The following is a 22,709-nucleotide window of genomic DNA, read 5'->3' on the forward strand; positions in this document are numbered from 1 at the left end:
CGCTGCGGCAGCAGCGGCTCCAGGCGGTCCCACAGCTCATCCGACACGATCCACGGCGATGTCCCCACACCGGACCGAACGGTCAACTCCCGCCCCGGACACGGCCATCGGCGCCGACCCACCTCTTTGTGTTAGCCGCTGTTACAGTTCCTGCTTACAGCTTGCAGCGTCCCCGCCACTGAATCACAGCGCGAAGCCCACTCGGTACACAGGGTCAACAAAATATGGCTCCTGTGACTCAAGTCACAACAAAACATGAGCAATTGAGTCGAGTTTATGCGTTTCCGCCGTGCGCTTCCTGAACAGAATTCAGGACTCTGTGTAGGCCCTGTGAGCGGTGATGACCAAGTGCGCTGACGGGGTAGACAGACTCTTTTGAGCCAGCGCCGAGCACGGGGGCGAGCCGGGACCGAGCACGGGGCCGCGCCGCGGCCGGTGTCCTACGACCTGGCTAGGGCCTGTCGTTTGGATCATGCCGGCTTCGGGATACGGCGCCTTGACGCTGCCGGTGAGTGGGGCTTGGTGCGTGCAGCTGCAAGGCGGAGGAGGGCGTCAACGCGATGGGGGTCCTCCGCGCGAGGTTGTTCGAGCGTGGGGGAGTTGGCAACCGACGACAACGCGGCAGATGTGCGTGCCAAGCCCCGCGGCCCAGGCGTGATCCAAACGACAGGTCCTAGGTCGCAGGACCGCCCGAAGGTGGATCCCCGGTCCGATGTGGCGGTCCGGGGCCACGGACTAGCGTGCGGACGTGTCGAAGCCCTCAGCCACCCCGGCCTCCCCCGCACCGCCCCTGACCGCGCCCCGGGCGACATGGACTCCCCGCACGCCCCCTGAGGCTCACCCTTCCCTCCCCGGCGGGCATCCTGAGGGGGTGAGCGAAGACGAGTTCCGTGCGGTGATGTCCCGGCTGGCGGCGGGCGTGGTCCTGGTGACGGCGCACGAGGCGCAGCCGGACCCCGAGGGGCCGCGCGGCGAGGACGTCGGCATGACGGCCACGTCGTTCATGTCGGTGTCCCTCGACCCGCCCCTCGTCCTGGTCAGCCTCCGCGAGGGCTCCCGGATGGACGACCTCCTCGCCGAGCAGCCGCTCTGGGCCGTGTCCCTGCTCTCCGAGCACCAGCGCACCATCGCGGGCCGCTTCGCCATGAAGGGCCGCGTGAGCGACCGCCTGCTCTTCGAGTCCGTCCCCCACACCCCCGGCCCCCTGACCGCCGCGCCCCTGATCACGGACGCCCTGGCCACGCTGGAATGCCGCACCGAGCAACGCGTACCCGCCGGCGACCACACCCTGGTCATCGGCCGCGTCCTGGAAGCGACGGTCCGCGGCACGGAGGGCGGCCCCCTGACCTACTTCCGGGGCAGGTACCGCCAGTTGGGCTGAGGCTTCTCGTTCCCCACCGCAGACAGCAAAGAGGGGCGGGTTGGGCTTGCGGGCTCGGGGGTGCTGCCCCCAGCCGACGGGCGCGGGCTTGGGGGCGAAGCCACCCAGCCGACGGGCGCGGAGCTTGGGACTCGGGGGCGCAGCCCCCAGTCAGGGGCGCGGGGAACTGCGCGACCAGCCACGACGAACCCGCAGCCGACCAACCCCCCACCCGCTACCCACCCACACCCCCGGCCCCACCCCACCGCACGGTTTCGGCCAAGCGCCCCTCACGCCTCCCCCACCCCGACCACCCCCACCCCCTGAACAAACCGAGCATTCGGTAGGCGGCGACCGAAAATGTTCCTGGCACGACGCGACTCACGACCGGGAAATTCAGCGGAACTCATCGGCAGCACCGCGCCGCCCGGATCACCGCCATTCCCCCGCCCCGGCCATAACGGATCACGCCCGCCCTCCAACAACACCGAATCGCAAATCGGAACGCGAAAAACACCGGTCAGGACGGCCCTCATAAACACCGCACGCGCCGAGCCCCACTCAGCGACAGCAAGGTGCCGCAACCCGGAGCCGACCCGGTCCGAACGACGAGCTCCAGGCGTGATCCAAACGGCAGGCTCTAGCCCCAATCCCGCCCGGTCCGCCCCCGCTTGGTCTCGGACCGCTGCTTCTTCTCCCGCAGTCGCCGCTCGTTGATCCCCTTCGGGATACGCGTGGGCCGACGCGGCTTCGGCGGCGGGGCGGTGGCCTCGGCGAGCAGCGCCGCCAGGCGCACCGCGGCGGTCTCCCGGTTTCGCCACTGTGAACGGTGCTCGGAGGACCGAACGCTGACGACCCCGTCGACGAGCCGCCCGGCGAGCCGCTCCAGGGCGCGCCGCTTCCACACCTCGGGCAGCGCCTCGGTGTTGGCGACGTCGAACCGCAGCTCGACCTGCGAGTCACTGGTGTTGACGTGCTGTCCGCCGGGACCGGAGGACCGGGAGAAACGCCACATCAGCTCGGCCTCGGGAACGGAGACGGAGCCACGGATGGTGAGGCCTCGGGAGAGCGGGCTCCCCGACCCCCGGGAAGGAGCGGACATACCCCCATGGTCACCGAGCCCCGGCCCCGCCGTCACCCTCTTTTCCCGCCCGCTCCTTCCCCGCCCGCCCCGCCGCCCCGTCCCGGCACCCCCGCCGCCCGGGTAAAGAAAGTAAAACGCCAGGAACCTCTGACGCCCCTCGCTGCGTTCATAGGGGTACAGGTAGCTTCGTCCCCGGCACGAAGCCCGTAAGGCACGTACGCAACGAGGGAAGGACCCCCAACCATGGCTGTAAGCCTGTCCAAGGGTGGCAACGTCTCGCTCACCAAGGAGGCTCCGGGCCTGACCGCCGTCACCGTGGGCCTCGGCTGGGACGTCCGCACCACCACGGGCACCGACTTCGACCTGGACGCCTCGGCCATCGCGGTCAACACCCAGGGCAAGGTGTATTCGGACGCCCACTTCGTCTTCTTCAACAACAAGCAGACCCCGGACAACACCATCGTCCACACCGGCGACAACCGCACGGGCGAGGGCGCGGGCGACGACGAGGCGATCAACGTCAACCTGGCGGGCCTCCCCGCCGACATCGACAAGATCGTCTTCCCGGTCTCGATCTACGACGCGGAGAACCGCTCGCAGAACTTCGGCCAGGTCCGCAACGCCTACATCCGCATCATCAACCAGGCCGGCGGCGCCGAGATCGCCCGCTACGACCTGTCCGAGGACGCCGCCACCGAGACCGCCATGGTCTTCGGCGAGCTCTACCGCAACGGCGCCGAGTGGAAGTTCCGCGCCGTCGGCCAGGGCTACGCCTCCGGCCTCGTCGGCATCGCCCAGGACTTCGGCGTCAACGTCTGACACTCCGCCTGAGAGCCACTCCCCGAAGGCCCCGCCCGACCTCACCGTCGTGCGGGGCCTTCGGCGTCACACCCGCCAGTCCCCCGCGTACTGGATGTGCAGTCGGCCGGGGACGCCCCGGCGGGCGTGGGTGCCCGGCCAGGGGCCCGAGCTGAGCTCGACGCAGTAGTGGGCCGGGGGCGGGTGGTGGTGGGAGTGGGACGGGGCCCGGGTGACCAGGTCGCGCAGGGCCGTGCCGTGTTCGCGGAAGGCGGTGGGGCTGCCGATCACGAAGAGGGTGTGGGCGGCGAGGTCGAAGGCCAGATGGTCGCGGTACGTCGGCCAGGTCCGCCGCCGGTGGTCGATGGCGCTCTCGTCCGGGAAGTCGTCGTCGGGGGTGGCCGTGGTGTGGGGGCGGCCCCGGCCCAGCCTGGCCCGTACCTCCTTCCACGACGCGGTCGGGAACCGCAGGCTGTGGTGGGCGAGGACGAGGTCCAGGGCGACCGGTCCTCCGTCGCCCGGTCCGCCGTCGCCCGTGATGCCGTCGGGGGGCCGGTTGGTCCGGATCGGCAGATGGATCAGTGACCGGGCGGAGCGGGCGGCCAGCGACCACAGGGCGACGAGTTGTTCCGCGCCGGCCCGGTCGACGTACATCGACAGCCAGTGGTGGTCGTCACGCAACGCCAGGCGGGCGGGCGCCGACGCCTGCCACGGCTGGACCACCCGGATCTCCTCGCCACCCGGCCGCACCTTGTGCACGCGCACGCGCTGTTCCACACGCCTCCTCGGTCTCCCCGCCTCCGCACGCACTGTAGGCCCGCCGTGAGCTGGGGGTCTCCGCATTTATCGGTGGCCCGGCGGCTCCGCTCCGCGGGCGATGTCCGACCTCGTCGATAGCGTGCGGGGCATGTTGCTGCTCGAGACCCTCCGCACCGCCGAGGACGGGACCATTCCCGGTCCCCTCCTCGCCGAACTCACCGCCCTGCACGCCTCCAACCGAGCCTTCTACACCCTCAGCGGCGACTTCCCCGACCCGGACGACATCCGCCCCGAGCAGGTGAACGCCGCCCTGGCCCTGGAGCTGGCCAACCCGGACGTGGAGATCCTCCTCGCCCGCGACGCCGCCCCCGACAGCGCGGGCCACCGCGACGGCGCCCCGCCCGCCGACGGCACCCGGTCCCTCATCGGCGGCCCGCCCTTCACCGGCGCCCCGCCCCTCGTCGGCGTCGTCATCACCCTCGCGCACCACCCCGACCCCGCCGACCCCGACCCGTGGATCGGGCTCCTGCTCGTCGACGCGGCGGCGCAACGGCGGGGCCACGGACGCCGGTTGGCGGCGCTCGTCGAGACACGGCTCCGACAGGCCGGCCGAACCGCCGTAAGACTCGCGGCACTCGACAACAACCCCGGCGCCCTCGCCTTCTGGACCTCCCTCGGCTACGAGATCATCGCCCACCGGGCCGACCGCCAACGGGGGCGCCCCTGCACGGTCCTGCGCAAGCCCCTCGCCCCCGAGGGCCCCACGCCACCCGCGTAACCCGTGTCGAGCCCCCGGCCGTCGGCCCCGGCCCTCACGCCTTCTTCGGCTTGCCCTCCCCGTACAGCCAATCCTCCCAGATCGGCTTCAGATCGGCGTCCGGCGCCGTCTTCTCCGCGTGTTTCTCGGCGTACGCGGTGAAGTCCGCCGTGCTCGCGTTGCCGTGGCGGCGGGCCGTGGCCCAGCCCTTGAGGAGGTCGAAGAAGGCGTCGTCGCCGATGGCCTGGCGGATCTTGTGCAGGACCATGGCGGCGCGCTCGTAGACGGGGCTGTCGGAGATGTGCTCGGCGCTCGGCGGCTCCGCGGGCGGGAACGCCCAGACCCCCTCGTCGGCCTCGGCGGTGTCGAAGTAGTCGCCCTCGTAGAGCGCGTCGAAGTTCTCCTGGGCGCTGTCGCCCCCGTGGTCCTCCTGCCACAGCCACTCCGCGTACGTGGCGAAGCCCTCGTTGAGCCACATGTCCCGCCAGCTCTTCGGCGTGACGGAGTTGCCGTACCACTGGTGGGCCAACTCGTGGACGAGCAGGCCGGTGTCGGGGGCGCCGGGGACGACCGGGCGGTTCTGGGTCTCCAGCGCGTACTCCACGTCCTCCTCCCGCTCGACGATCGCGCCGGTGGAGGTGAAGGGGTACGGGCCGAAGTTGATCTCCGCCCAGTCGATGATGTCCGGGATGTCGTCGAGGGCCTTACGGCTGCCCTCGGCCTCCTCGGGGTCCACGGCTATGTACACCGGCGGCTGCTTCTCGCCGACCGTGGGGCGCCGGATCTCGTACGCGCCGATCGCGAGCGTGGCGAGATAGCTCGCCATCGGCTCGGCCGAGCGCCACGCGAACGTCGTACGGCCGTCCTTCGTCGACTCGCCGCGCAACTCTCCGTTGGAGACGGCCTGGAGGCGCTGCGGGACAGTGACGGTGATGTCGTACGTCGCCTTGTCCGAGGGGTGGTGGTTGCCGGGGAACCAGGCCATCGAGCCCGTCGGTTCGCCGAGCGCGAGCGCCCCGTCGGCTGTCGGCAGCCAGCCCTCGTGGGAGCCGTCCGGGTCGGTGATCGTCCGCGGCTCGCCCGAGTAGCGCACGGTCGTCCGGAACGTCCGCCCCTTCTCCAGCGTGTGCGCCGGCCGGACGATCAGCTCCTGGCCCTTCCGTTTCCAGCGGGCCTCGGCGCCGTCGACGGTCACGGACTCGACGTCCATGCCCTTCAGGTCCAGGTCGAACGCGCTGAGGTCCTGCTTCGCCCGGGCCGTGACGACGGCCTTCCCGTCGACATGGTCCTCGTGGTCGTCGCGGTTCTTGCCCCGCTCGATGTCGACGTCGAGGGTCAGGGCGTAGTGCGTGACGTCGTAGCCGCCGTTGCCGAGCTTCGGGAAGTACGGGTCCCCCAGGCCGGCCGCACCGCGCGTGCCGCCGGTGCCGGGTCCCGCCCCCTCGTCCGTGCAGGAGGTGAGGGTGAACGTCAGGGCTGCGGCGAGCAGCGCGGCCGGGACAGCCGGTACGGGTCGGGACACGTCCAAGATCCTATGGGGGACATGACACCATCGCCTACGTGCTCGACATCGGCTACGCCCTCTCCAACCGCTTCCCGGACCCGCCGCAGACGGACTACCGCCGCGCCGACGTCTACGCGCTGCGGCACGACCTCTTCTGCGGTGACGTCTACCTCGCCGACACCAAGGAGGACCGGGAGCTGTCCACAGCCTGGGGATGGGTGCCGGTGCTGGACTTCGCGTGGGCGCTCTGCGACATCGTCGAGCAGCTGGACCGGGACCCCGCGGGCTCCCGCGCCTCCCGGCCGCAGCACGCGGAGCTGGACTTCACCGAGTCGACCGACCGCATGCTCTTCGAGCGCCGCTTCGGCTGGGTGGACATCGAGTCCGACTGGATGCCGGCCGAGGAACCCCCGCTCACCTTCTCCCACGCCGAACTCCGCAGAGAGGCACGGGACTTCCTGCACGACCTCGTCGCCGACCTGTGCGACCTGCACGAGGACCTCGCCGACAACCCGGCGATCTGGACCCTCCAGGCCCGCTTCCCCCGGCTCGGCTGAGCCCCGCAGAGCCGCACGGCCCGCCCCGCAGAGCTTCACGGCCTGGGTCGGCCGGGGCCCCTCACCCCTCCACTCTGATCCCCATCTCCCCCGCCAGCACCGGCGCCAGATCCATCAGCTGCGCCGCGCTGATCACCGCCCCCGACAGCCGCTCCACGCCGCGGGCGATCTCCACCGAGGCGGCCGCGCGCAGGTCGACATCCTTCAGGGTCGCCCCGCTCAGATCGGCGCCCTTCAGCGTGCACCCGACGAACTCGACCCGCTCCAGCCGCGCGCCCCCGAAGTCCGGCTCGACGAGGACGCAGTCCTCGAAGACGACGTCCTTGAGCCGCGCGTCGCGCAGATTCAGATAGTCGATCTTGCCGCCGCGGATCAGCACCCTCTCCAGCACCGCCCCGTGCAGCTGCACGCCGCCGAGCCGCGCGTCCACCAGCTCCACGTCACGGAGGGTGGCCTCGGCGAAGTCGGTGCCGACCCCCCGTATGCCGGTGAGGACGGAGTCCAGCAGCCGGGCCCGGTGCAGCCGCGTCTCGTCCAGCGCGCAGCCCGTGAGCGCGCAGTCCATGAACCGGGCGCCCCCGCCGTCCTGCCCGGCCAGGTCCCGCTCGCGGAACTCCAGCCCGTCGTAGTCCCCGTCCGGCTCCAGCCCTCCGCCCTCGTACGCCTCCAGCGCCGGCAACCGCACCTCCGGTCGCCGCGCCCCCTTCACCACCGACTTGGCCCGCACCATGCCCTCATCCTGCACCCCACCACTGACAACGCCCCTGACCTGCACAGACGCCACCCGGAGCAGGTCACCCACCCGCCCATGTCACATTCCGGCCCCTCGACCCGTCGTACGCGCAGACAGCCGGCACCGACGCGAGGGAGCCCGAACCATGCAGCGCACGCCCACCCACCTCACCGTCATCGGCGGCGGATTCGCCGGCCTCACCGCGGCGATCACCGCCGCCGAGTCGGGCGCCCGGGTCACCGTGTACGAGGCGCACCACACGCTCGGCGGCCGGGCCCGGACCGCGGAGGGGCCGTACCGGACGAACGAGGGGCCGCACGCGCTCTACAACGGCGGCCCCCACTGGACCTGGCTGAGCCGCCGCGACCTGATCGGCCCGCTCGCGCCGCTCCCGGCCCTGGAGGCGTCCCGGCTGCGGCTGCACCACAAGGGCGTCCTCCGCCGCACCCCGCCGTTCGGGATGCTGAAGCTGCTGCGCCCGCGCCGGACCGGCGGCAGCGCCCCGGTCGACGTCGACTTCCTCACCTGGGCGACCGAGCAGGCGGGCGAGGAGGCCGCGCGGGCCGCCGCCCACTACGCGGCGGTCGCGCTGTTCCACCACGACCCGGGCGCCCTGTCCGCCGCGTTCGTGCAGGAACGGCTGCGCCGGGCCACGAAGCTGCCCCCGGAGGCGCACTACCCGCGCGGCGGCTGGGCGAGCGTCATCGACCGGATGGCGGCCCGCGCCTGGAACCTCGGCGTGCGCATGGAGACCCTCAGCCGGGTCGACGGCCTGGACGACGTACGCGGCCTCCGCCCCGGCCCGGTGATCGTCGCCACCTCCCTGGACGCCGCCCGCCGTCTGCTGCGCGACGACTCGCTGACCTGGCCCAGCGGCCGTACCGCGCTGCTCGACCTCGCCCTGCGGACGCGCCGGGGCGACGCGTTCGCGATCTCCGACCTGGACGCGCCCGGCTGGATCGAGCGGTTCACCGCGCAGGACCGCACGCTCGCGCCGGCCGGTGAGCAGTTGCTCCAGGGCCAGTTCCCGATCGCGCCGCACGAGTCGCGCGCGGACGGGGTGGCCCGCGGCGAGCATCTGCTGGACCTGGGGTTCCCGGGCTGGCGCGACCGGGTCACCTGGCGGCGCGAGGCGACCTCGAACGGCCGTACGGGCGCGGTCGATCTGCCCGGCACCAGCTGGCGCGACCGCCCGGCCGTGGACCGGGGTGACGGCGTGTACCTCGCGGGCGACCAGGTCGCGGCGCCGGGCGTGCTGTCGGAGGTGTCGTTCAACAGCGCCCTCGCGGCCGTCTCACTCGCCCTCGGCCGACGCCGGCGGAACTCCCTTGACCTCAAGCATGCTTGAGGTCGAACGCTGGGGCACACGCGAAGCGCAGACCCAAGGGGGAGCCCTCCATGCACGCGATCCGCCTGCACGCCTTCGGCCCGGCCGAGAACCTCGTCCACGAGAAGACCGAGGACCCCGAGCCCGGCCCCGGCCAGGTCCGCATAGCCGTCGCCGCGGCCGGCGTCCACCTGCTCGACACGGCCCTGCGCGAAGGGCAGCAGGGGCCGGGGCCCGCACCGGAACTCCCCACGATCCCCGGCCGCGAGGTCGCCGGGGTCGTCGAGTCCCTCGGCGAGGGCATCCCGCAGTCCTGGCTCGGCAAGCGCGTCACCGCCCACCTCGGCTGGGCGCCCGGCGGCTACGCCGAGCTGGCCGTCACGGAGGTCGGACGGCTGCACGAGATCCCGGAGAACCTCGGCTTCGCCGAGGCCGTCGCGATGATCGGCACGGGCCGTACGACGATGGGAATCCTCCTCTTCACCGACCTCGGCCCCGACGACGTGGTCCTGGTCCCGGCCGCCGCCGGCGGTATCGGCACCCTGCTCGTGCAGGCCGCCAGGAACGCGGGCGCCACGGTCGTCGGCCTCGCCGGCGGCCCCGCGAAAACGGCCCGGGTCGCGGCGAACGGCGCCGACCTCGCCCTCGACTACACGGACCCCGCCTGGCCGGAGCGGGCCGCCGCGTACCGGGGGAAGGTCACGGTCGTCTTCGACGGCGTGGGCGGCGAGGTGGCCCGCCAGTCGGTCGCGCTCCTCGCGCCCGGCGGCAAGCACCTCGTCTTCGGCTGGTCCGCGGACGGCATCAAGGGCGGCGGACCGTATGTCGTCGAAGGCGTCACCGAGTCGGTCCTCGGCGAGGAGATGCGGCGCCGGGCGGGCGGCCCCGACCCGCTCCGCACCCTCGAACTGCGCGCCCTGGCGGAAGCCGCCGCCGGACGCCTCACCCCGGCCGTCCACCGCTTCCCCCTCGCCGAGGCGGCCGCGGCCCACCGCGCCCTGGAGAACCGGGGCACGACCGGCAAGGTGGTCCTGGAGCCGTGACGACGAGCAGCGACCACAGCCACCGACCGACCCCGCGAACCGTTCCTGAATGCTGAGCGGGAGTGAGTCCTGTTGCCAGCATCACGCTCAGCCGGACGCCCCGAACGGTGCTGGGTGTCCTGGTCGCCCGCGTTCACTCCGCGTCCGGCGCGCACGGATCGTGTCCGTGGTCCGGGAACACGGGGGCGGGTTCCCTCACGCCCCGGAACGCCCTCGCCGGCGCCCGTCGGCGCGACGATGACCGAGCGGGCCGGGGACGACCCGGCCCCGTGTCAGTGCCGCCCCGCCACCCGGTCCGCCCAGCGCGCCAGCCGTGACGACCGAGCGCGCAGCGAGGCCGTCTCCCGCCGGTCGGCGGTGCGGTACGTGGCGTACATCCCCTGCACGCCCGCCCAACGCAACGGCTCCGGCTCCCACTTGCGCACCCGGTGGTTCACCCACGGCAGCGAGGTCAGCTCCGTCTCCCCGCCCCGCCCCGAGTCCCGCTGGACGAGGTCGCGCAGGGTGCGGGCGGCGAGGTTGGCGGTGGCCACACCCGAGCCGACGTAGCCGCCGGCCCAGCCGAGGCCCGTCGACCGGTCGAGGGTGACCGTGGCGCACCAGTCGCGCGGCACCCCGAGGACACCGGACCAGGCGTGGGCGACCCTCACCCCGGTCAGCGACGGGAAGAAGCCGACGAGGATCTCGTGCAGCGCCTCGATCGTCGCCGGCTGCGTACGCCCGTCGTTGTCGGTCCGGGACCCGAAGCGGTACGGCACCCCGCGCCCGCCGAGCGCGATCCGGTCGTCGTCGGTCCGCTGGGCGTACATGTACGCGTGAGCCATGTCGCCGAGCGTCTCCCGCCCGTCCCAGCCGATCGACGCCCACTGCTCGGCGGTCAGGGGCTCGGTGGCGATCATCGACGAGTTCATGGGCAGCCAGGTCCGCCGCTGGCCCTTGAGGCCGGCCGTGAAACCCTCCGTGCAGCGCAGCACATAGGGCGCCCGGACCGTGCCGTACGGGGTGACCGCGTGCCGGGGGCGGATCTCGGTGACCGGCGTCAGCTCGTGCACGGTCACCCCGAGCCCCTCGACGACATCCGCCAGACCCGTCACCAGGCGCACCGGGTTCAGCCGCGCCCCGTGCGGCGTCCACGTCGACCCGACGGCACCGGCGACACGGATCCGCTCGGCGGTCTCCCGGGCCCCGTACAGCTCCCGGTCGTCCTGCCCGTACGCCAGTTCGTGCTCGTGGAACGCCTTGAGCCGCGCCAACTGGGCCGGGGTGCGGGCCACTTCGAGGACGCCGCCGGGGTGGATCCCGGCGTCGACGCCCTCGTCCGCCGCGACCCGCACCACTTCGGCGACCGTGTCGTTCATGGCCCGCTGCAACCGCACGGCGGCCTCCCGCCCGTGCAGCCGCGCGTACCGGTCGCGCCCGGCGATCCCGTTGTAGAGCCAGCCGCCGTTCCGCCCGGAGGCCCCGTACCCGCAGAACCGCTGCTCCAGGACGACGATCCGCAGCGTGGGCGCGGCCTTCTTCAGGTAGTACGCCGTCCACAGCCCGGTGTATCCGCCGCCGACGATCACGACGTCGGCGGTCGCGTCCCCGGTGAGCGGCTCCCTGGGCGCGGGGATGCCGGCCTGCGCGTACCAGAAGGAGATCCCGCCGTTGACGGTGGAGGCGGTCGCGTCCGTGCTGCTCATGGCCGGACGCTAACCCCTGCCGACGGGCCTTGTCTCCTTCGGATTCCGTCGTTCCCGACCCCTCAGGGGGCCGGAAATTCAAGGGATTCGGCGACGCCGCGCGCGTAGGGTCGCCCGCATGATCGATGTTCCGGAGGAACTGGCCGAGACTCAGGAAGAGATCAACGGAGCGGCGGGCCGGCGGTTCGTCGCCGGGCTCCCCGGGCTGACCGCCGAGTTCCTGGACCGCTGGGGGCTGCGCCTCGACGGGACCCCCATGCACGGCATGTGCGCCCTGGTCGTCCCCGTGGTCGACACGACCGACGGCACCCCGGCCGTCCTCAAGCTGCAGATCCTCGACGAGGAGAGCGAGGGCGAGCCGGTCGCCCTGCGCGTCTGGGACGGCGACGGGGCCGTACGGCTCCTGCGGTACGACGACGGCACGGGCACCATGCTCCTCGAACGCCTCGACCCGGCCCGGATGCTGTCCCACGAGCCGGACTCCCGCAAGGCCGTCCTGGTCATCGCCCGTCTGCTGGCCCACCTGACGGCGACGCCCGCCCCCGAGGGCCTACGGCGCCTGTCCGACATCGGGGCCGACATGCTGGAGCGGACCCCGGCGGTGCTGGCCGGGATCCCGGACCCCGGGGACCGCCGGCTGATCGCGGACTGCGCCGCCGCCCTGCGCGAGGTGCTCGACGAGCCCGGTGACCGGCTCCTCCACTGGGACCTGCACTTCGAGAACGTCCTGGCCGCCGACCGCGCCCCCTGGATCGCCATCGACCCCAAGCCCCTCGCCGGCGACCCCGGCTTCGACCTCTGGCCCGCCCTCGACAACCGCTTCGAGCCCGCCGAGGTCCGCTGGCGCTTCGACGCGATGACCGACGTCCTGGGCCTGGACCGCCACCGGGCCGCAGCCTGGACGCTCGCCCGCGTCCTCCAGAACGCCCTGTGGGACATCGAGGAGGGCCGCGACCTCCAGCCGGCCGACCTGGAGATCGCCCGCCGACTGCGCTGAAGGCCTCTGAAGGCCGCTGAAGACCCTGGGTTGGTCCCGTCGCACCTCTTGCAAAGGTCCGGACCAACCGCTACTCATATCTGTTAGGAAGGTTTCCTTCTAGTTCACCTCGTACGACCGGCAATTCCCGCACGACTGGCACGACCGGCACCACCGGCACCACTGGCACCACTGGCACGAAGAACCCCTCCGTCGATCCTCGACCGCCAGGAGCCCCCCATGAGACCGGCACGATCCGTCCTGCTCACCGCCGCGCTCCTCCTGCTCGGCCTCGTCCTCACCCCCGCCTCGGCGCAGGCCACGCGCCCCCCGTCGAACTCCCCCCGACCCGACGCCGCCCAGGCCGCGGTCACCCCCGTGGCCGCGAACGGGCAGCTGAAGGTCTGCGGCACCAAGCTCTGCAACGCACGAGGAAAAACGATCCAGCTGCGCGGTATGAGCACCCACGGCCTCCAGTGGTACAGCCAGTGCGTCACGAGCGGTTCCCTGAACGCGCTCGCCACGGACTGGAAGGCCGACGTCCTGCGCATCTCGATGTACATCCAGGAGGACGGCTACGAGACCGACCCCCGCCGCTTCACCGACCTGGTCCACTCGGTCATAGAGCAGGCCACGGCCCGCGGCATGTACGCCATCGTCGACTGGCACATGCTCGACCCCGGCGACCCCCACCACAACCTGGCCCGCGCCAAGACCTTCTTCTCCGAGATAGCCCAGCGCCACCGCGACAAGAACAACCTGCTGTACGAGATAGCCAACGAGCCCAGCGGCGTGAGCTGGTCCCGCATCAAGAGCTACGCCGAACAGCTCATCCCCGTCATCCGGGCCAAGGACCCCGACACCCCGATCCTCGTCGGCACCCGCGCCTGGTCCTCACTCGGTGTCTCGGAGGGCGCGAACGAATCCGAGGTGATCAACAACCCGGTGAACGCGTCCAACATCATGTACACGTTCCACTTCTACGCGTACTCGCACCGGGACGAGTACCTGCGGACCCTCTCCCGCGCGGCCGACCGCATCCCCGTCTTCGTCACCGAGTTCGGCACCCAGAACTACGCCGGTGAGGGCGCGAACGACTTCGCCATGTCGCAGCGCTACCTCGACCTCCTCGCGGCCAAGAAGATCAGCTGGGTCAACTGGAACTTCTCCGACGACGAGCGCACCGGCGCCGTCTTCAAGCAGGGCACCTGCGACGCCAACGGCCCCTGGACCGGCACGACCTCCCTCAAGCCGGCCGGCACCTGGATCCGGGACCGCATCAGAACCCCGGACGACTTCTGACCACCACCGCCGACGGCCGACGCCCTGTCGACGAACAACAAAACCCCGGGTCGGCGATCACCTGACCCGGGGTCTCTCCCAGAGCCCCCTGTCGGATTCGAACCGACGACCTACGCATTACAAGTTGTCCGATCTTGGTCCGGGGGTGTCCGGGGGTGTCCACGAAGCGGGCTCGTGGCCTGGTCAATTAAGGGCTCGGACTTCGGCGGACCACAGTGGACGATGGCGGATCGGACGGCGAATGAGACCGCCGTTGAGACCGTCCAGTGTCTGCACCGTCACACTGATCACCGACAGTCGTGACCTGCGGCCGCCCATTCAGGCACCCTCCTGACCCGCTGCTGAATCGTCGGCAGCTGTCCACGTTGGTCAACGTTGTGTGCCCCTACACGTCTAGCTTCTGCAGGAATACCCGGTAACACCCAGTTTCAGAGGATTTGCGGCGCTGGTTTTTCCAAGCTGGCCACACGGGACAGGCTGCTGCGACACGATAGATCTAGTTGCACGGGAGGAGCGGACTGCATGGGTGAGACGTACCCGTACGAACAGCTGGACGGCCGGCGCTTCCAACTGCTGGCGCAAGGTCTCATCACGGCGGAACACCCTAATGTGCAATGCTTCAACCTCTCTGGCCCAGACGGTGGTCGTGACGCCGTTGGCATGTCGCTTCAGTCGGCAAAAGCTTCCTTTCAAGACACACATGTGTTTCAAGTAAAGTTTCGGGAGCAGAACCCACACGGCATTCCGACAACTGACGATCTCTTCAAGTGGGTTATAACTAACCTGAAAGCAGAGCTACCTAAGGTAAAAAGGCTCGCACGGAGGGGTGCCGAACTTTTCACCTTTATCACCAATGTCTCAGCCACAGGACACCCCGACTCGGGGCTGCGGGATCGCGTCCGAGACTGGACGACAGAAAACCTTCCCTTGCCGACCAGTATTTGGTGGCGTGAGGACATAGACGCCCGACTCAGCCGCCACGCGGACCTGGTCTTCAAATTCTCACTGTTTCGCGGGATCGATTCAGTTCGGGCTTACTTTCAGTCTCTGACCTCAACAGCATCCACGCCAAGCATTCTCTCCGGCGTTTCGGCACATCCCTCCAACCCAGGGATGTCAACGATGCTTTTGTACCTGAGTAAGCAGTACGAGGAAGAAGAATCCTTCAGATTCAAGCAAGTAGAGCCCGACCCCATTTCAGTCCTGGATCACTTTGTAGACACTCCCGTCATCGTGACGCAGCGCAATTTTGAGTTCGGGTATCTCCACTCACTATTGACTTCCGTGGATCCGGAGATCGAGATATTTGACGAAGATCATGATGACGCAGGCTATTCAGTAAAAGCGGCCCGACTTGTCATGAACGAGAAGTTCGTTGAAGGCTTCAGGAGGGTAGTCCTCGAGGGGGCGCCGGGGCAGGGTAAAACGACCCTGGTTCAATACATCGGACAGGTTCACCGAGCCCGGATTCTTAATCGAAACAACGACCTGCAAAGAGTGCCAACAGAACTGACGTCAGCACCTCTCCGCTTGCCCATCAGAATTGAGCTTCGTCATCTTGGGGTATGGCTTCAAGGCGAGTCTCCTTGGCCTAGCCCATCTGGGGTACCGACAACCCAGCCACTACATCCGTCAATCCCATCATTCCTATCGGCGCATGCGGCCTACGCAACTGCTGGCCTGGAACTCACAGCAAACGATGTGATTGCCATCATGACGAAGACACCTTCGTTGTTGATGCTGGACGGCCTAGATGAAGTTCCGGATGCTGAGGTTCGGTCACAGGTGGTTGAAGTAGCAGAAAACTTCATCAAGGACCTCCGTGCTTTCGGCGCAGATATCCAGGTAATCGTTACAAGCAGGCCGTCGTCGAGCACGAAGTCCGCTGTTTTTTCGCGCCAGGGGTTCAAATATCTGAAGCTTGCCAACCTCGCCGAAGAAGAAATCTGGGAGTATGCAGAAGACTGGATCAAACGAAAGAAGATCTCAGCCATAGAGGCGGTAACGTTTAGAAAGGTGCTATCTGGGTCTCTACAAAAGAGTCACGTAGCGGCCCTCGCTCGTAATCCCATGCAGTTAGCAATCCTTCTATGGCTTGTACATGTCAAAGATTGGTCGCTGCCTGACAAGAGAACCGCCCTCTACGACCAGTACATGTCCACCTTCCTCGACCGCGAAGCTACCAAGGATCCCGTTGTCCGGGAAAATCGCCCCATCCTATTGGAGCTACACGGGTACATCGCCTGGGAACTCCACGCTCGTAGCGAAGACGCAAAGGCGGCAGGCTCTGGAGCCATCAGTAAGAGCGATTTGAAAGAACTCATGCGCAGTTACTTGGAAAGTCAAGAAGAGGAGGATCCGGATGCACTAATCGACGTTCTGTTCAGGGGGGTGCAGCGCGTTTTCGCCTTGACAGAGCGGATCCAGGGAAGTTTTGAGTTTGATATCCAGTCGATGCGTGAGTACTTCGCGGGCACGTACCTCTATAAGACCGCTCCGCATTACAGCAATGCCTTCGACGTCGCTGGATCCCGCCCGGACAGACTGGAAGCCCTGATTCGCAACCCCTACTGGTTGAATGTAGTCAGATTCTTTTGTGGTTGGTACGACAAGGGGGAGCTTGCCGACCTCTCCAGACGCCTAATTGACCTCTGCGAGTCCGCTTCCTATCGACTATTGCCTCATCCCAGAGAGCTGGTTTCTTCTCTCCTCGGCGACCACGTTACACACGTGTCTAAAAGAGACACACGGTTGCTGGCTGAGCAGCTCACGGATCCGTTGAGTTTGCGTTCCGTCGGAAAAGTCTTGAGCGGCGAAACGGTCTCCACACCAATTCCGCCTAACGAGTTCATCATGCCAGCCATGGCCGCGGAAGCCATGCGGATCTTCCCCCACGTGCAGACTGATGAAGTTTCTTACGAACTTGCGGCAATTTTGCGATCCCAGATTTCTCCGTCCGATCGCTACTTGTGGTGGAGGGAGCACAGGCCTGATCCAGGGAGTGAACGATTCTCGGCATGGCTTCGCTCAGGCTCTATTGCACAGGCATATTGTGCAGCCCCAATCGAGGCTGTACCGGAGCTACTTGACCTAGCCTCGGAATCCGTAGAGTCCTGGATTCGGTGTTGCGAGGCTGGTCGCCTCGACGTGGCCCTTACGAATCCCGCCTGGTTTGAGATGTTTTGGCAACGGTTGTCCGCAGGCAATACCGTCCTTTCTTACCCGGACAGCATTGAAGGGAAGTACATACACGAGGTCTGGCAGTTTCTTGCTTCCGATATTCCCTTCTTGCATGCTCGCCGACCGAGCGAAGCGACATTGCGAGTCCCAGATCGGCATCCGGGAATGCGTGATGAACTTTCTAGACTTCTCGGCCTTTTCAAGTACTTCCCAGAGCAGAGCCTGGCCGACTTCTCCTCCGTTGTGACGTTCACACAAGAGTCTCGCGCCATCCTGGGTCCTGATTGCTGGACTTCTTGGAAAACTTTGTTGCTCGTGGCGCCAATCTTGACTGACCCAACAGGCAAGAGCCCAGCACCAGGAACCTCTAAGGTTATTTTTCGGTGTTGGAGAAAGCAGGCCGACATCGGATTCTGGAGGGACTTCCTTAACGACGAGACGGTCGCGCTTATGCCGAGAGCTGCAGCGTTCGTTTCATGGGCTCCCGCGAACGCCTTCCACATGCTACACGCAGAGATCACCCGAATCTGGGAAGGCCTGGATCTCTGGCAGATGCCCCTAATTCAGAAGAATATTTCGATTCAGCATACGGTATACAGAGAAATCTTTGAGCCCTGCCGTTTCACAAACAGTGAATTCCAAGATCTCCCTGACGTTCTCCCTGGGTGTATGTTTCCCGCCCTGGAGGAGCGGTTCAGGCGCGCTTACGCAACCCCCCTGAAAGTCAATGCATGCAGGCCCTGCGACACACACGAAAGTGTGGATCTAGCTTATCGGGTTAGCCAACTGATCAATGTGCTTGGCCGAGGAAAAGCCAACCAACTCGACGCGGATTTGGCTCGCATCAGGGGATTATTTCCCAAATCGCGATCAGGTGTATCTGATCCTTTGCCAAGGGCGGTCAGGTCCTTGTCCGGGCCTAAGAAGCTTCCGAAGCGGGTCATCTGGGAAATCTTGGAGAACCCCTTCGAGTTTCCGTTTGTACTCGTGGATGTTGCGCAAACAGCGGCCACTGCAGCGATGGTTGAGAAGATGCCCTCGCTGGCAGCGGTCTCAAGCCGCGACAAGTGGTGCCTTTAACCGCCTTGCCCGTTCGGCTCTGAGTCGGCACCCGGTCTCGGCAGCTTTACGTGCTGCTTGGCTAGGGCCCCCGAGGCCGAACGACCACCCGTCACCTGTGCCTCCAGCAACCCCGACCGGCATCAGCCGCGTTCCCACCTGCGAAATGGCTGTCATCTGGACGGAGCAGTCGTGCTTGCTCAAGTTCGGGCTCCGCCTGGTCGCGGCCTTAGATCCTTGAGTTGGAGCAGTTGCTTTGCCTCCTCCTGGCTGTCTGCCCTGGCTGTGCTGCACGCTGAGCGGCCGGCCTGGTCAGTCGGCGTAGCGGTGGCTGGTACAGAGAGCGACGCGGGAATCTCCGCGCTTTCACGCCTAGCATCACGCGCCAGGAGGGGCGGCAACGTCAGCGGGCAGAAGTCGGCTGGTGAAGCCATCAGCGCACAACCGCTCATAGGCGACCACGACAGGGGCCGGGACATCCTGGTCGATGGCCAGTCCCCAACCGGGGAACACAAGCACTCGCTGTAGGGCGCCCACGATCATGTCGATCACCATGCGGGCGTCCCCGATGAAGTCGGCGTACTCCTTCAACGCCATGGGCGTAGACGCGCTCACGACGTCCACGCCTGGCCAGAGCTTCCGCATCATGGCGTACGACCGCCGCTCTTCGTACGGCTTGCTGACGAGAAGCACCGATGAGACCTCGATGTCGGCCTCCGCGAGTACGGCCCTGGTGAACTCGATATTCTCCCCCGTGTTGGTCGCGTGAGGCTCCAACAGGATGGCCGAGTCGGGCACCCCCAGTTCAAGCGCACGCTCGCGATAATGAACGGCCTCTCCACGCGGCATGCGCTCTCGGGTCGTAGGACTCGTGGCCCCGGTGAACACGATGACCGGCGCCATGCCCTGGTGGTACAGCTCGGTTGTCACGTCGGCCACACCGAGGTCGTGACTGCCCAGGCCCACGGCCACCGAGCAGGGCCGTGGCTCGTGGTGCATGCGGTGGTAGTCCCAGAGAAGTTGGGCGTCCGCCCACGCCTGTGCCGAGATCATTCCTGCACCTTCGCGTCCTGTGCCGAGTCAGGAACCCTGAAGTCGTACTCCCACGCGAAGCGCGATGCCGCATGGATGCCGACGGCGAACTCTACGACGGTGCCGTCAGCGGTGTAGGTCGTGCGGTGCAACTCCACGACGGGCTCTCCCGGCGGCAGTTGCAGGAGCTTCACCTCATCCGCCGTGGGGACCCGGGCGAACAAAGCCTCTTTCATGTGGTCGATCTCGTACCCCGCGTCATAGAGCACCCTGTACCCGCCACCACGGCCGGCGGGGCCCGGCGTGGGGTCGACGATGCGCGTCCCCTCAACGTGTTCGGGTCGGTAGTAGCTGGTCAAGGTGTGGGTGGGCTGGCTGCCCTCCTTCACCAAACGGGCCCGCGCGTACACGTCGGAGCCGACCGGGATGCCAAGCCCTCCAGCAACGAGGTCGCTCGCCTCAACTCGGCTCACGGTCTGCGTCTGTTCGTTGCGCTTGTACTGGCGCCCCGACGCCACGCGGTCCGCGATGAACGCGACCTCATCCCCGTCACGCCACTTCACCTTGTCGTACCGGGCGATACCGAGCCGCTTGAGCGGGGTCCGCGGACGCACGACCGTGCCGTGCCCGCGCGACGACGTCACCAGCCCCTCAGCCTCAAGCGCCTTGTACGCCTGATGGACCGTGGACTTGGAGCCCTCCCCGGCCTCGACCAGCTCTCTGATCTGGGGCAACTGGGACCCCGGCGCGTACTCGCCGTTCCGGATCTGTTCCGCGAGCCGATCCGCCAGCTCCCGCCACTTCGGTGCCACAGCCGATCTCCCTTCGATGCACCCCAGTGAAGCACAGTCCCAGGACTGTTGACAGTCCTGGGACTGCGTGCCATCTTCATCTCAGGCCGCTCGCAGTCCTAGGACAGCGAGAGGAAGGGGTCCTCTTTGGGCTGTCTTCCACGCTGCGGCTAGGGGCCCGGGACAGAGCGGGCCGAGGGCACCGGACCCCTGGTCAACCGGATGGCTAGGCCGAAAGGCCAACGTCTCCATACGCCTACAAACGGGAGCTCGTGTTCCCGAAGGAGACACCTGCACCACAGCAAGACTCAGCCCCGGCACACAGCCGTGATGGGCGCGGGATCGAATCCCGCCCGGGGCGCTCCGGCCGCTGTTCTGCGGTCGCACCGTGCGTTCTGCGCGGTTTCACCTCAACGGCGAGCGGTCCCCGGGTGGCACCCCAGGGACCGCAGTTGGGCCGTTGCCGCCTTGCAGGGAGAACACGACCCATGAACCCCATCGTCACTGTTCAGGACGCTGTTACCGCGTTCGCCGACTGGATCGAGCCGACGACTGCTGAGCTGGACGCGATCGAGCAGGAGATGCCCGCGATCCTCGCGGAGGTCGACCTGCTCGATGCGCAGATCATCACCCTTGACCGCACCCCGACCGAGGTGGACGCCCGCCGTGTCCGCCGGGCGCGTAACCGGGTGCTGGCCGCGCGGCGTGACGTGGCCAACCGCACCGTCGGCGCGATGCTGCCGGGGGGTGCCGCGTGAGCGCCCCGAACACGAAGCTGACCGCCGCGCACGCCGAGGTGAAGGCGGAGATCACGCGCACGGACACCAAGACCGGGCTGTTGCTCGCGTTCGTCGGCGCGGTGCTCGCCGGCACGTGGACCGTGGCCCGTGACCTGCCCCTGAACCTCCCCGCCTACGTCGCGGGCGGGTTGGGGGTGGCGCTGCTGGTCGCGGCGGCCGGTCTGCTGCTGCGCTCGACCCGCCCGAACCTGCGCGGCCGGCACGGGTTCCCGCTGTGGGCGACCCTGACCGCCGAGGAGATCGCCGCCGCCGTCAGCAGCGGGGATCTCGCGGCGGACGTCGCCGGGCTGTCCCGGCTCGCGGTGGTGAAGTTCACCGCCCTGCGCCGCGCGGTCGACCTCACCATGACCGGCGGCGCGCTGCTCATCCTCGCGGCCCTGCTCGCGGCGGGGGGTGCGCTGTGAAGGCCCGGACGGTTCTTCCCGCTGTCGCGATGACGGCGGTGTCCATGGTGCTCACCCTCGCCGTGGTGGTGATGTGGCTCGGGGCCGTGATGCCTTGGCCCGTGGCCCTGGTCGTCGGTCTGGGCATCGACGGCGGATGGCTCGCCACCCTCGCCTATGAGCGCCGCCTGGCCGCGCAGGGCGACCACAGCCGTCCGGTGACCGCCGTCGGCTGGACGTTCGGCCTGCTCGCCACCGCCGTCCTGGTCGCGCACGCGGCGACCGCTGACCAGTCGCGCGGGGCGTGGCTGGCCGTGGCGTGGCTGCCGGTCGCGGCCAAAGCCTTGTGGCTTGTCCACGGTCTGTGGGAGCGCACCGCGCTCACCCCTGTCGCGTTGGAGGCCATCGCGGGAATCCAGCAGGAAGCCCGCGATGAGGCTGCCGTGGCCCGTGCCCGGCTGCGGGCGGAAGCGGCCACCGAGGAGACCCGGCTGACGGCCGTGACGCAAGCGGGGGCGCGCGTCGCACGCGTACAGGCCAAGACCGCCGAGACCCTCGCCGGGGCGTGGTCGACGCTGGAGGCGGCGCGGCGGGGCGAGGACACCGGCAGGGCGCTGACCAGCGTGACGGCCCGCGTCACGCCCGACGTCACACCCGCGTGGGAGCTGCCCGTGTGGGGCCCCACAGAGCCGGTTGCCGCGCTCCCTGCGGGCGAGAGCAACGCTCTGTCCGACGCGGTGCTTGACGCGCTGGTGGACGAGATCCGGCACAGCGAGACCCCGGCCCTGTCCTACCGCGAGATGGCCATCCGCTTCCGTGCGGCCGGCCACTCCGCCTCCGAGATGCGCCTGAGGGCCGCGTGGAAGCGCGTCGTGGCCCACCCCTCCCGCTCCGCCCCCTGACTCTCTGAGGAGTCCCGAATCATGGGCAAGCCTGACACCCGCAGCATCGACCGCGAGATCACCAGGACCACCCGCAAGCTGGAGGCAGTCCGCCGGGGCGAGATGTGGCCCCTGAACAGTGCCGAGCGGCGCGCTGTCCTCGGGGCGCTCGCCGGTGGCTCGTACCGGGTCCTGCGCGGCAAGAGCACCACCCGGCAGGAGAACCGGCTGGAGTCCGTCTCCGAGCAGGCCGTCACCCGGCTGACGGCCGAGATCACCGCCCTGCACATCGAGCGGCAGCGGATCGTGCGCGAGTACGCAGCCGCCAAGGCCGCCAAGAAGTCCAAGGGGTGGTGGTGAACACGCGTCCCCAGGGCGGCCGTTGCCCGGCCGCGCACCTCGAAGACCCCACCCCGTGCGGCGGTGAGGTCGCGGTGACCGTCCTCGACCGCTCCAGTGCGGGCGTGGACGGTTGCGAGCACCACGGCGCCCGCCTGCTCGCCTCCCTCGACGGCGGACGCGTCTACGCCCTGCCCGTCGCCCCGCCCGGTGCGGCCATCCGCGTGTTCCAGGCCGCCGACGGCATCCGCCCGTTCTGCTGGCTCGACGGGCCGCGCACGAGGCCGTCCCAGCTCAGCCACGCGGAGAACCGCGCCCGCAACGGCCGCTAACGCCACGGCCCCCGCCCGCCCTGCTCG

At 68.5% G+C, this 22,709-nt stretch carries 21 protein-coding genes; 14 read left to right on the top strand and 7 right to left on the bottom strand.

The annotated features are described in order from the left end of the window. The first annotated feature begins 871 nt into the window (after positions 1–871). A complete protein-coding gene (locus M8J73_RS30680) occupies positions 872–1,381 on the top strand; it encodes a flavin reductase family protein (RefSeq protein WP_249829325.1) in 510 nt (169 codons plus the stop codon). A gap of 619 nt (positions 1,382–2,000) precedes the next feature. On the opposite strand, the gene arfB is transcribed toward M8J73_RS30680, so the two are convergent. After that, complete coding sequence (gene arfB / locus M8J73_RS30685; RefSeq protein WP_249829326.1) at positions 2,001–2,462, bottom strand: alternative ribosome rescue aminoacyl-tRNA hydrolase ArfB; 462 nt, start codon at positions 2,460–2,462, stop codon at positions 2,001–2,003. 225 nt (positions 2,463–2,687) lie between these two features. Between arfB and M8J73_RS30690 the strand changes: the two genes are divergently transcribed. Beyond that, positions 2,688–3,263, top strand: coding sequence for a TerD family protein (locus M8J73_RS30690; protein WP_037670126.1), 576 nt, complete (start codon positions 2,688–2,690; stop codon positions 3,261–3,263). Positions 3,264–3,329: 66 nt separating this feature from the next. On the opposite strand, the gene M8J73_RS30695 is transcribed toward M8J73_RS30690, so the two are convergent. After that, positions 3,330–4,019: a hypothetical protein gene (locus M8J73_RS30695; protein ID WP_249829327.1), complete on the bottom strand. Its 690-nt coding sequence runs from the start codon at positions 4,017–4,019 to the stop codon at positions 3,330–3,332. A gap of 130 nt (positions 4,020–4,149) precedes the next feature. Here M8J73_RS30695 and M8J73_RS30700 point away from each other — a divergent pair, with 130 nt between their 5' ends. Beyond that, positions 4,150–4,779 (top strand): GNAT family N-acetyltransferase, encoded by a 630-nt coding sequence (locus M8J73_RS30700; RefSeq protein ID WP_249829328.1) that lies wholly within the window; start codon positions 4,150–4,152, stop codon positions 4,777–4,779. Between the two features lie 34 nt (positions 4,780–4,813). Here the strand turns inward: M8J73_RS30700 and M8J73_RS30705 are convergent, their stop codons facing one another. After that, positions 4,814–6,280, bottom strand: a complete 1,467-nt coding sequence (locus M8J73_RS30705) for a M1 family metallopeptidase (RefSeq protein WP_055542000.1) — start codon at positions 6,278–6,280, stop codon at positions 4,814–4,816. A 38-nt stretch (positions 6,281–6,318) separates the two neighbouring features. Between M8J73_RS30705 and M8J73_RS30710 the strand changes: the two genes are divergently transcribed. After that, the gene (locus M8J73_RS30710; protein ID WP_055542001.1) at positions 6,319–6,819 is read left to right on the top strand and encodes a hypothetical protein; all 501 of its coding nucleotides are present in this window, start codon (positions 6,319–6,321) and stop codon (positions 6,817–6,819) included. A gap of 61 nt (positions 6,820–6,880) precedes the next feature. Here M8J73_RS30710 and M8J73_RS30715 read toward each other — a convergent pair whose 3' ends face one another. Further along, positions 6,881–7,549: a pentapeptide repeat-containing protein gene (locus tag M8J73_RS30715; protein ID WP_079055166.1), complete on the bottom strand. Its 669-nt coding sequence runs from the start codon at positions 7,547–7,549 to the stop codon at positions 6,881–6,883. Between the two features lie 148 nt (positions 7,550–7,697). Here M8J73_RS30715 and M8J73_RS30720 point away from each other — a divergent pair, with 148 nt between their 5' ends. Both M8J73_RS30720 and M8J73_RS30725 read left to right on the top strand, forming a co-directional pair. Continuing rightward, positions 7,698–8,900: an FAD-dependent oxidoreductase gene (locus M8J73_RS30720; RefSeq protein WP_055542002.1), complete on the top strand. Its 1,203-nt coding sequence runs from the start codon at positions 7,698–7,700 to the stop codon at positions 8,898–8,900. A 50-nt stretch (positions 8,901–8,950) separates the two neighbouring features. Next, complete coding sequence (locus tag M8J73_RS30725; RefSeq protein WP_055542003.1) at positions 8,951–9,922, top strand: zinc-binding dehydrogenase; 972 nt, start codon at positions 8,951–8,953, stop codon at positions 9,920–9,922. A 272-nt stretch (positions 9,923–10,194) separates the two neighbouring features. On the opposite strand, the gene M8J73_RS30735 is transcribed toward M8J73_RS30725, so the two are convergent. Next, complete coding sequence (locus tag M8J73_RS30735; RefSeq protein WP_055542004.1) at positions 10,195–11,607, bottom strand: NAD(P)/FAD-dependent oxidoreductase; 1,413 nt, start codon at positions 11,605–11,607, stop codon at positions 10,195–10,197. Positions 11,608–11,725: 118 nt separating this feature from the next. Between M8J73_RS30735 and M8J73_RS30740 the strand changes: the two genes are divergently transcribed. From M8J73_RS30740 to M8J73_RS30750, 3 genes are all read left to right on the top strand, one after another. Beyond that, positions 11,726–12,604, top strand: coding sequence for an aminoglycoside phosphotransferase family protein (locus M8J73_RS30740; RefSeq protein ID WP_055542005.1), 879 nt, complete (start codon positions 11,726–11,728; stop codon positions 12,602–12,604). A 219-nt stretch (positions 12,605–12,823) separates the two neighbouring features. Then, entirely contained in the window at positions 12,824–13,885 is a 1,062-nt protein-coding gene (locus tag M8J73_RS30745; protein WP_249829329.1) for a glycoside hydrolase family 5 protein, read from the top strand. 522 nt (positions 13,886–14,407) lie between these two features. Next, on the top strand, positions 14,408–18,145 hold the full coding sequence (locus M8J73_RS30750) for an NACHT domain-containing protein (RefSeq protein WP_107424024.1): 3,738 nt from the start codon (positions 14,408–14,410) through the stop codon (positions 18,143–18,145). A gap of 357 nt (positions 18,146–18,502) precedes the next feature. Here the strand turns inward: M8J73_RS30750 and M8J73_RS30755 are convergent, their stop codons facing one another. Further along, positions 18,503–19,177, bottom strand: coding sequence for a YdcF family protein (locus tag M8J73_RS30755; protein ID WP_055540176.1), 675 nt, complete (start codon positions 19,175–19,177; stop codon positions 18,503–18,505). Further along, a complete protein-coding gene (locus M8J73_RS30760; RefSeq protein ID WP_055540177.1) occupies positions 19,174–19,968 on the bottom strand; it encodes a GntR family transcriptional regulator in 795 nt (264 codons plus the stop codon). The genes M8J73_RS30755 and M8J73_RS30760 overlap by 4 nt, the downstream gene beginning before the upstream one ends. Positions 19,969–20,435: 467 nt before the next feature. Between M8J73_RS30760 and M8J73_RS30765 the strand changes: the two genes are divergently transcribed. From M8J73_RS30765 to M8J73_RS30785, 5 genes are read left to right on the top strand one after another with little or no spacing between them, the layout of a single operon-like run. Next, on the top strand, positions 20,436–20,705 hold the full coding sequence (locus tag M8J73_RS30765; RefSeq protein ID WP_055540178.1) for a DUF6284 family protein: 270 nt from the start codon (positions 20,436–20,438) through the stop codon (positions 20,703–20,705). Continuing rightward, entirely contained in the window at positions 20,702–21,151 is a 450-nt protein-coding gene (locus tag M8J73_RS30770) for a Pycsar system effector family protein (protein WP_055540179.1), read from the top strand. Before M8J73_RS30765 ends, M8J73_RS30770 begins: the two co-directional genes overlap by 4 nt. After that, complete coding sequence (locus M8J73_RS30775; protein ID WP_055540180.1) at positions 21,148–22,032, top strand: hypothetical protein; 885 nt, start codon at positions 21,148–21,150, stop codon at positions 22,030–22,032. The genes M8J73_RS30770 and M8J73_RS30775 overlap by 4 nt, the downstream gene beginning before the upstream one ends. 21 nt (positions 22,033–22,053) lie before the next feature. Further along, positions 22,054–22,371: a hypothetical protein gene (locus tag M8J73_RS30780; RefSeq protein WP_055540181.1), complete on the top strand. Its 318-nt coding sequence runs from the start codon at positions 22,054–22,056 to the stop codon at positions 22,369–22,371. Next, positions 22,368–22,682, top strand: a complete 315-nt coding sequence (locus M8J73_RS30785) for a hypothetical protein (RefSeq protein ID WP_055540183.1) — start codon at positions 22,368–22,370, stop codon at positions 22,680–22,682. Before M8J73_RS30780 ends, M8J73_RS30785 begins: the two co-directional genes overlap by 4 nt. Positions 22,683–22,709: the final 27 nt, after the last annotated feature.

It is taken from the genome of Streptomyces neyagawaensis (genome assembly GCF_023516595.1).
Classification (GTDB): domain Bacteria; phylum Actinomycetota; class Actinomycetes; order Streptomycetales; family Streptomycetaceae; genus Streptomyces; species Streptomyces neyagawaensis.

Coding starts and splice junctions, on each gene's coding strand:
- arfB (WP_249829326.1), bottom strand. CDS start 2,462: ATGTCCGCTCCTTCCCGGGGGTCGGGGAGCCCGCTCTCCCGAGGCCTC.
- M8J73_RS30690 (WP_037670126.1), top strand. CDS start 2,688: ATGGCTGTAAGCCTGTCCAAGGGTGGCAACGTCTCGCTCACCAAGGAG.
- M8J73_RS30700 (WP_249829328.1), top strand. CDS start 4,150: ATGTTGCTGCTCGAGACCCTCCGCACCGCCGAGGACGGGACCATTCCC.
- M8J73_RS30715 (WP_079055166.1), bottom strand. CDS start 7,549: ATGGTGCGGGCCAAGTCGGTGGTGAAGGGGGCGCGGCGACCGGAGGTG.
- M8J73_RS30720 (WP_055542002.1), top strand. CDS start 7,698: ATGCAGCGCACGCCCACCCACCTCACCGTCATCGGCGGCGGATTCGCC.
- M8J73_RS30725 (WP_055542003.1), top strand. CDS start 8,951: ATGCACGCGATCCGCCTGCACGCCTTCGGCCCGGCCGAGAACCTCGTC.
- M8J73_RS30735 (WP_055542004.1), bottom strand. CDS start 11,607: ATGAGCAGCACGGACGCGACCGCCTCCACCGTCAACGGCGGGATCTCC.
- M8J73_RS30740 (WP_055542005.1), top strand. CDS start 11,726: ATGATCGATGTTCCGGAGGAACTGGCCGAGACTCAGGAAGAGATCAAC.
- M8J73_RS30745 (WP_249829329.1), top strand. CDS start 12,824: ATGAGACCGGCACGATCCGTCCTGCTCACCGCCGCGCTCCTCCTGCTC.
- M8J73_RS30750 (WP_107424024.1), top strand. CDS start 14,408: ATGGGTGAGACGTACCCGTACGAACAGCTGGACGGCCGGCGCTTCCAA.
- M8J73_RS30755 (WP_055540176.1), bottom strand. CDS start 19,177: ATGATCTCGGCACAGGCGTGGGCGGACGCCCAACTTCTCTGGGACTAC.
- M8J73_RS30765 (WP_055540178.1), top strand. CDS start 20,436: ATGAACCCCATCGTCACTGTTCAGGACGCTGTTACCGCGTTCGCCGAC.
- M8J73_RS30780 (WP_055540181.1), top strand. CDS start 22,054: ATGGGCAAGCCTGACACCCGCAGCATCGACCGCGAGATCACCAGGACC.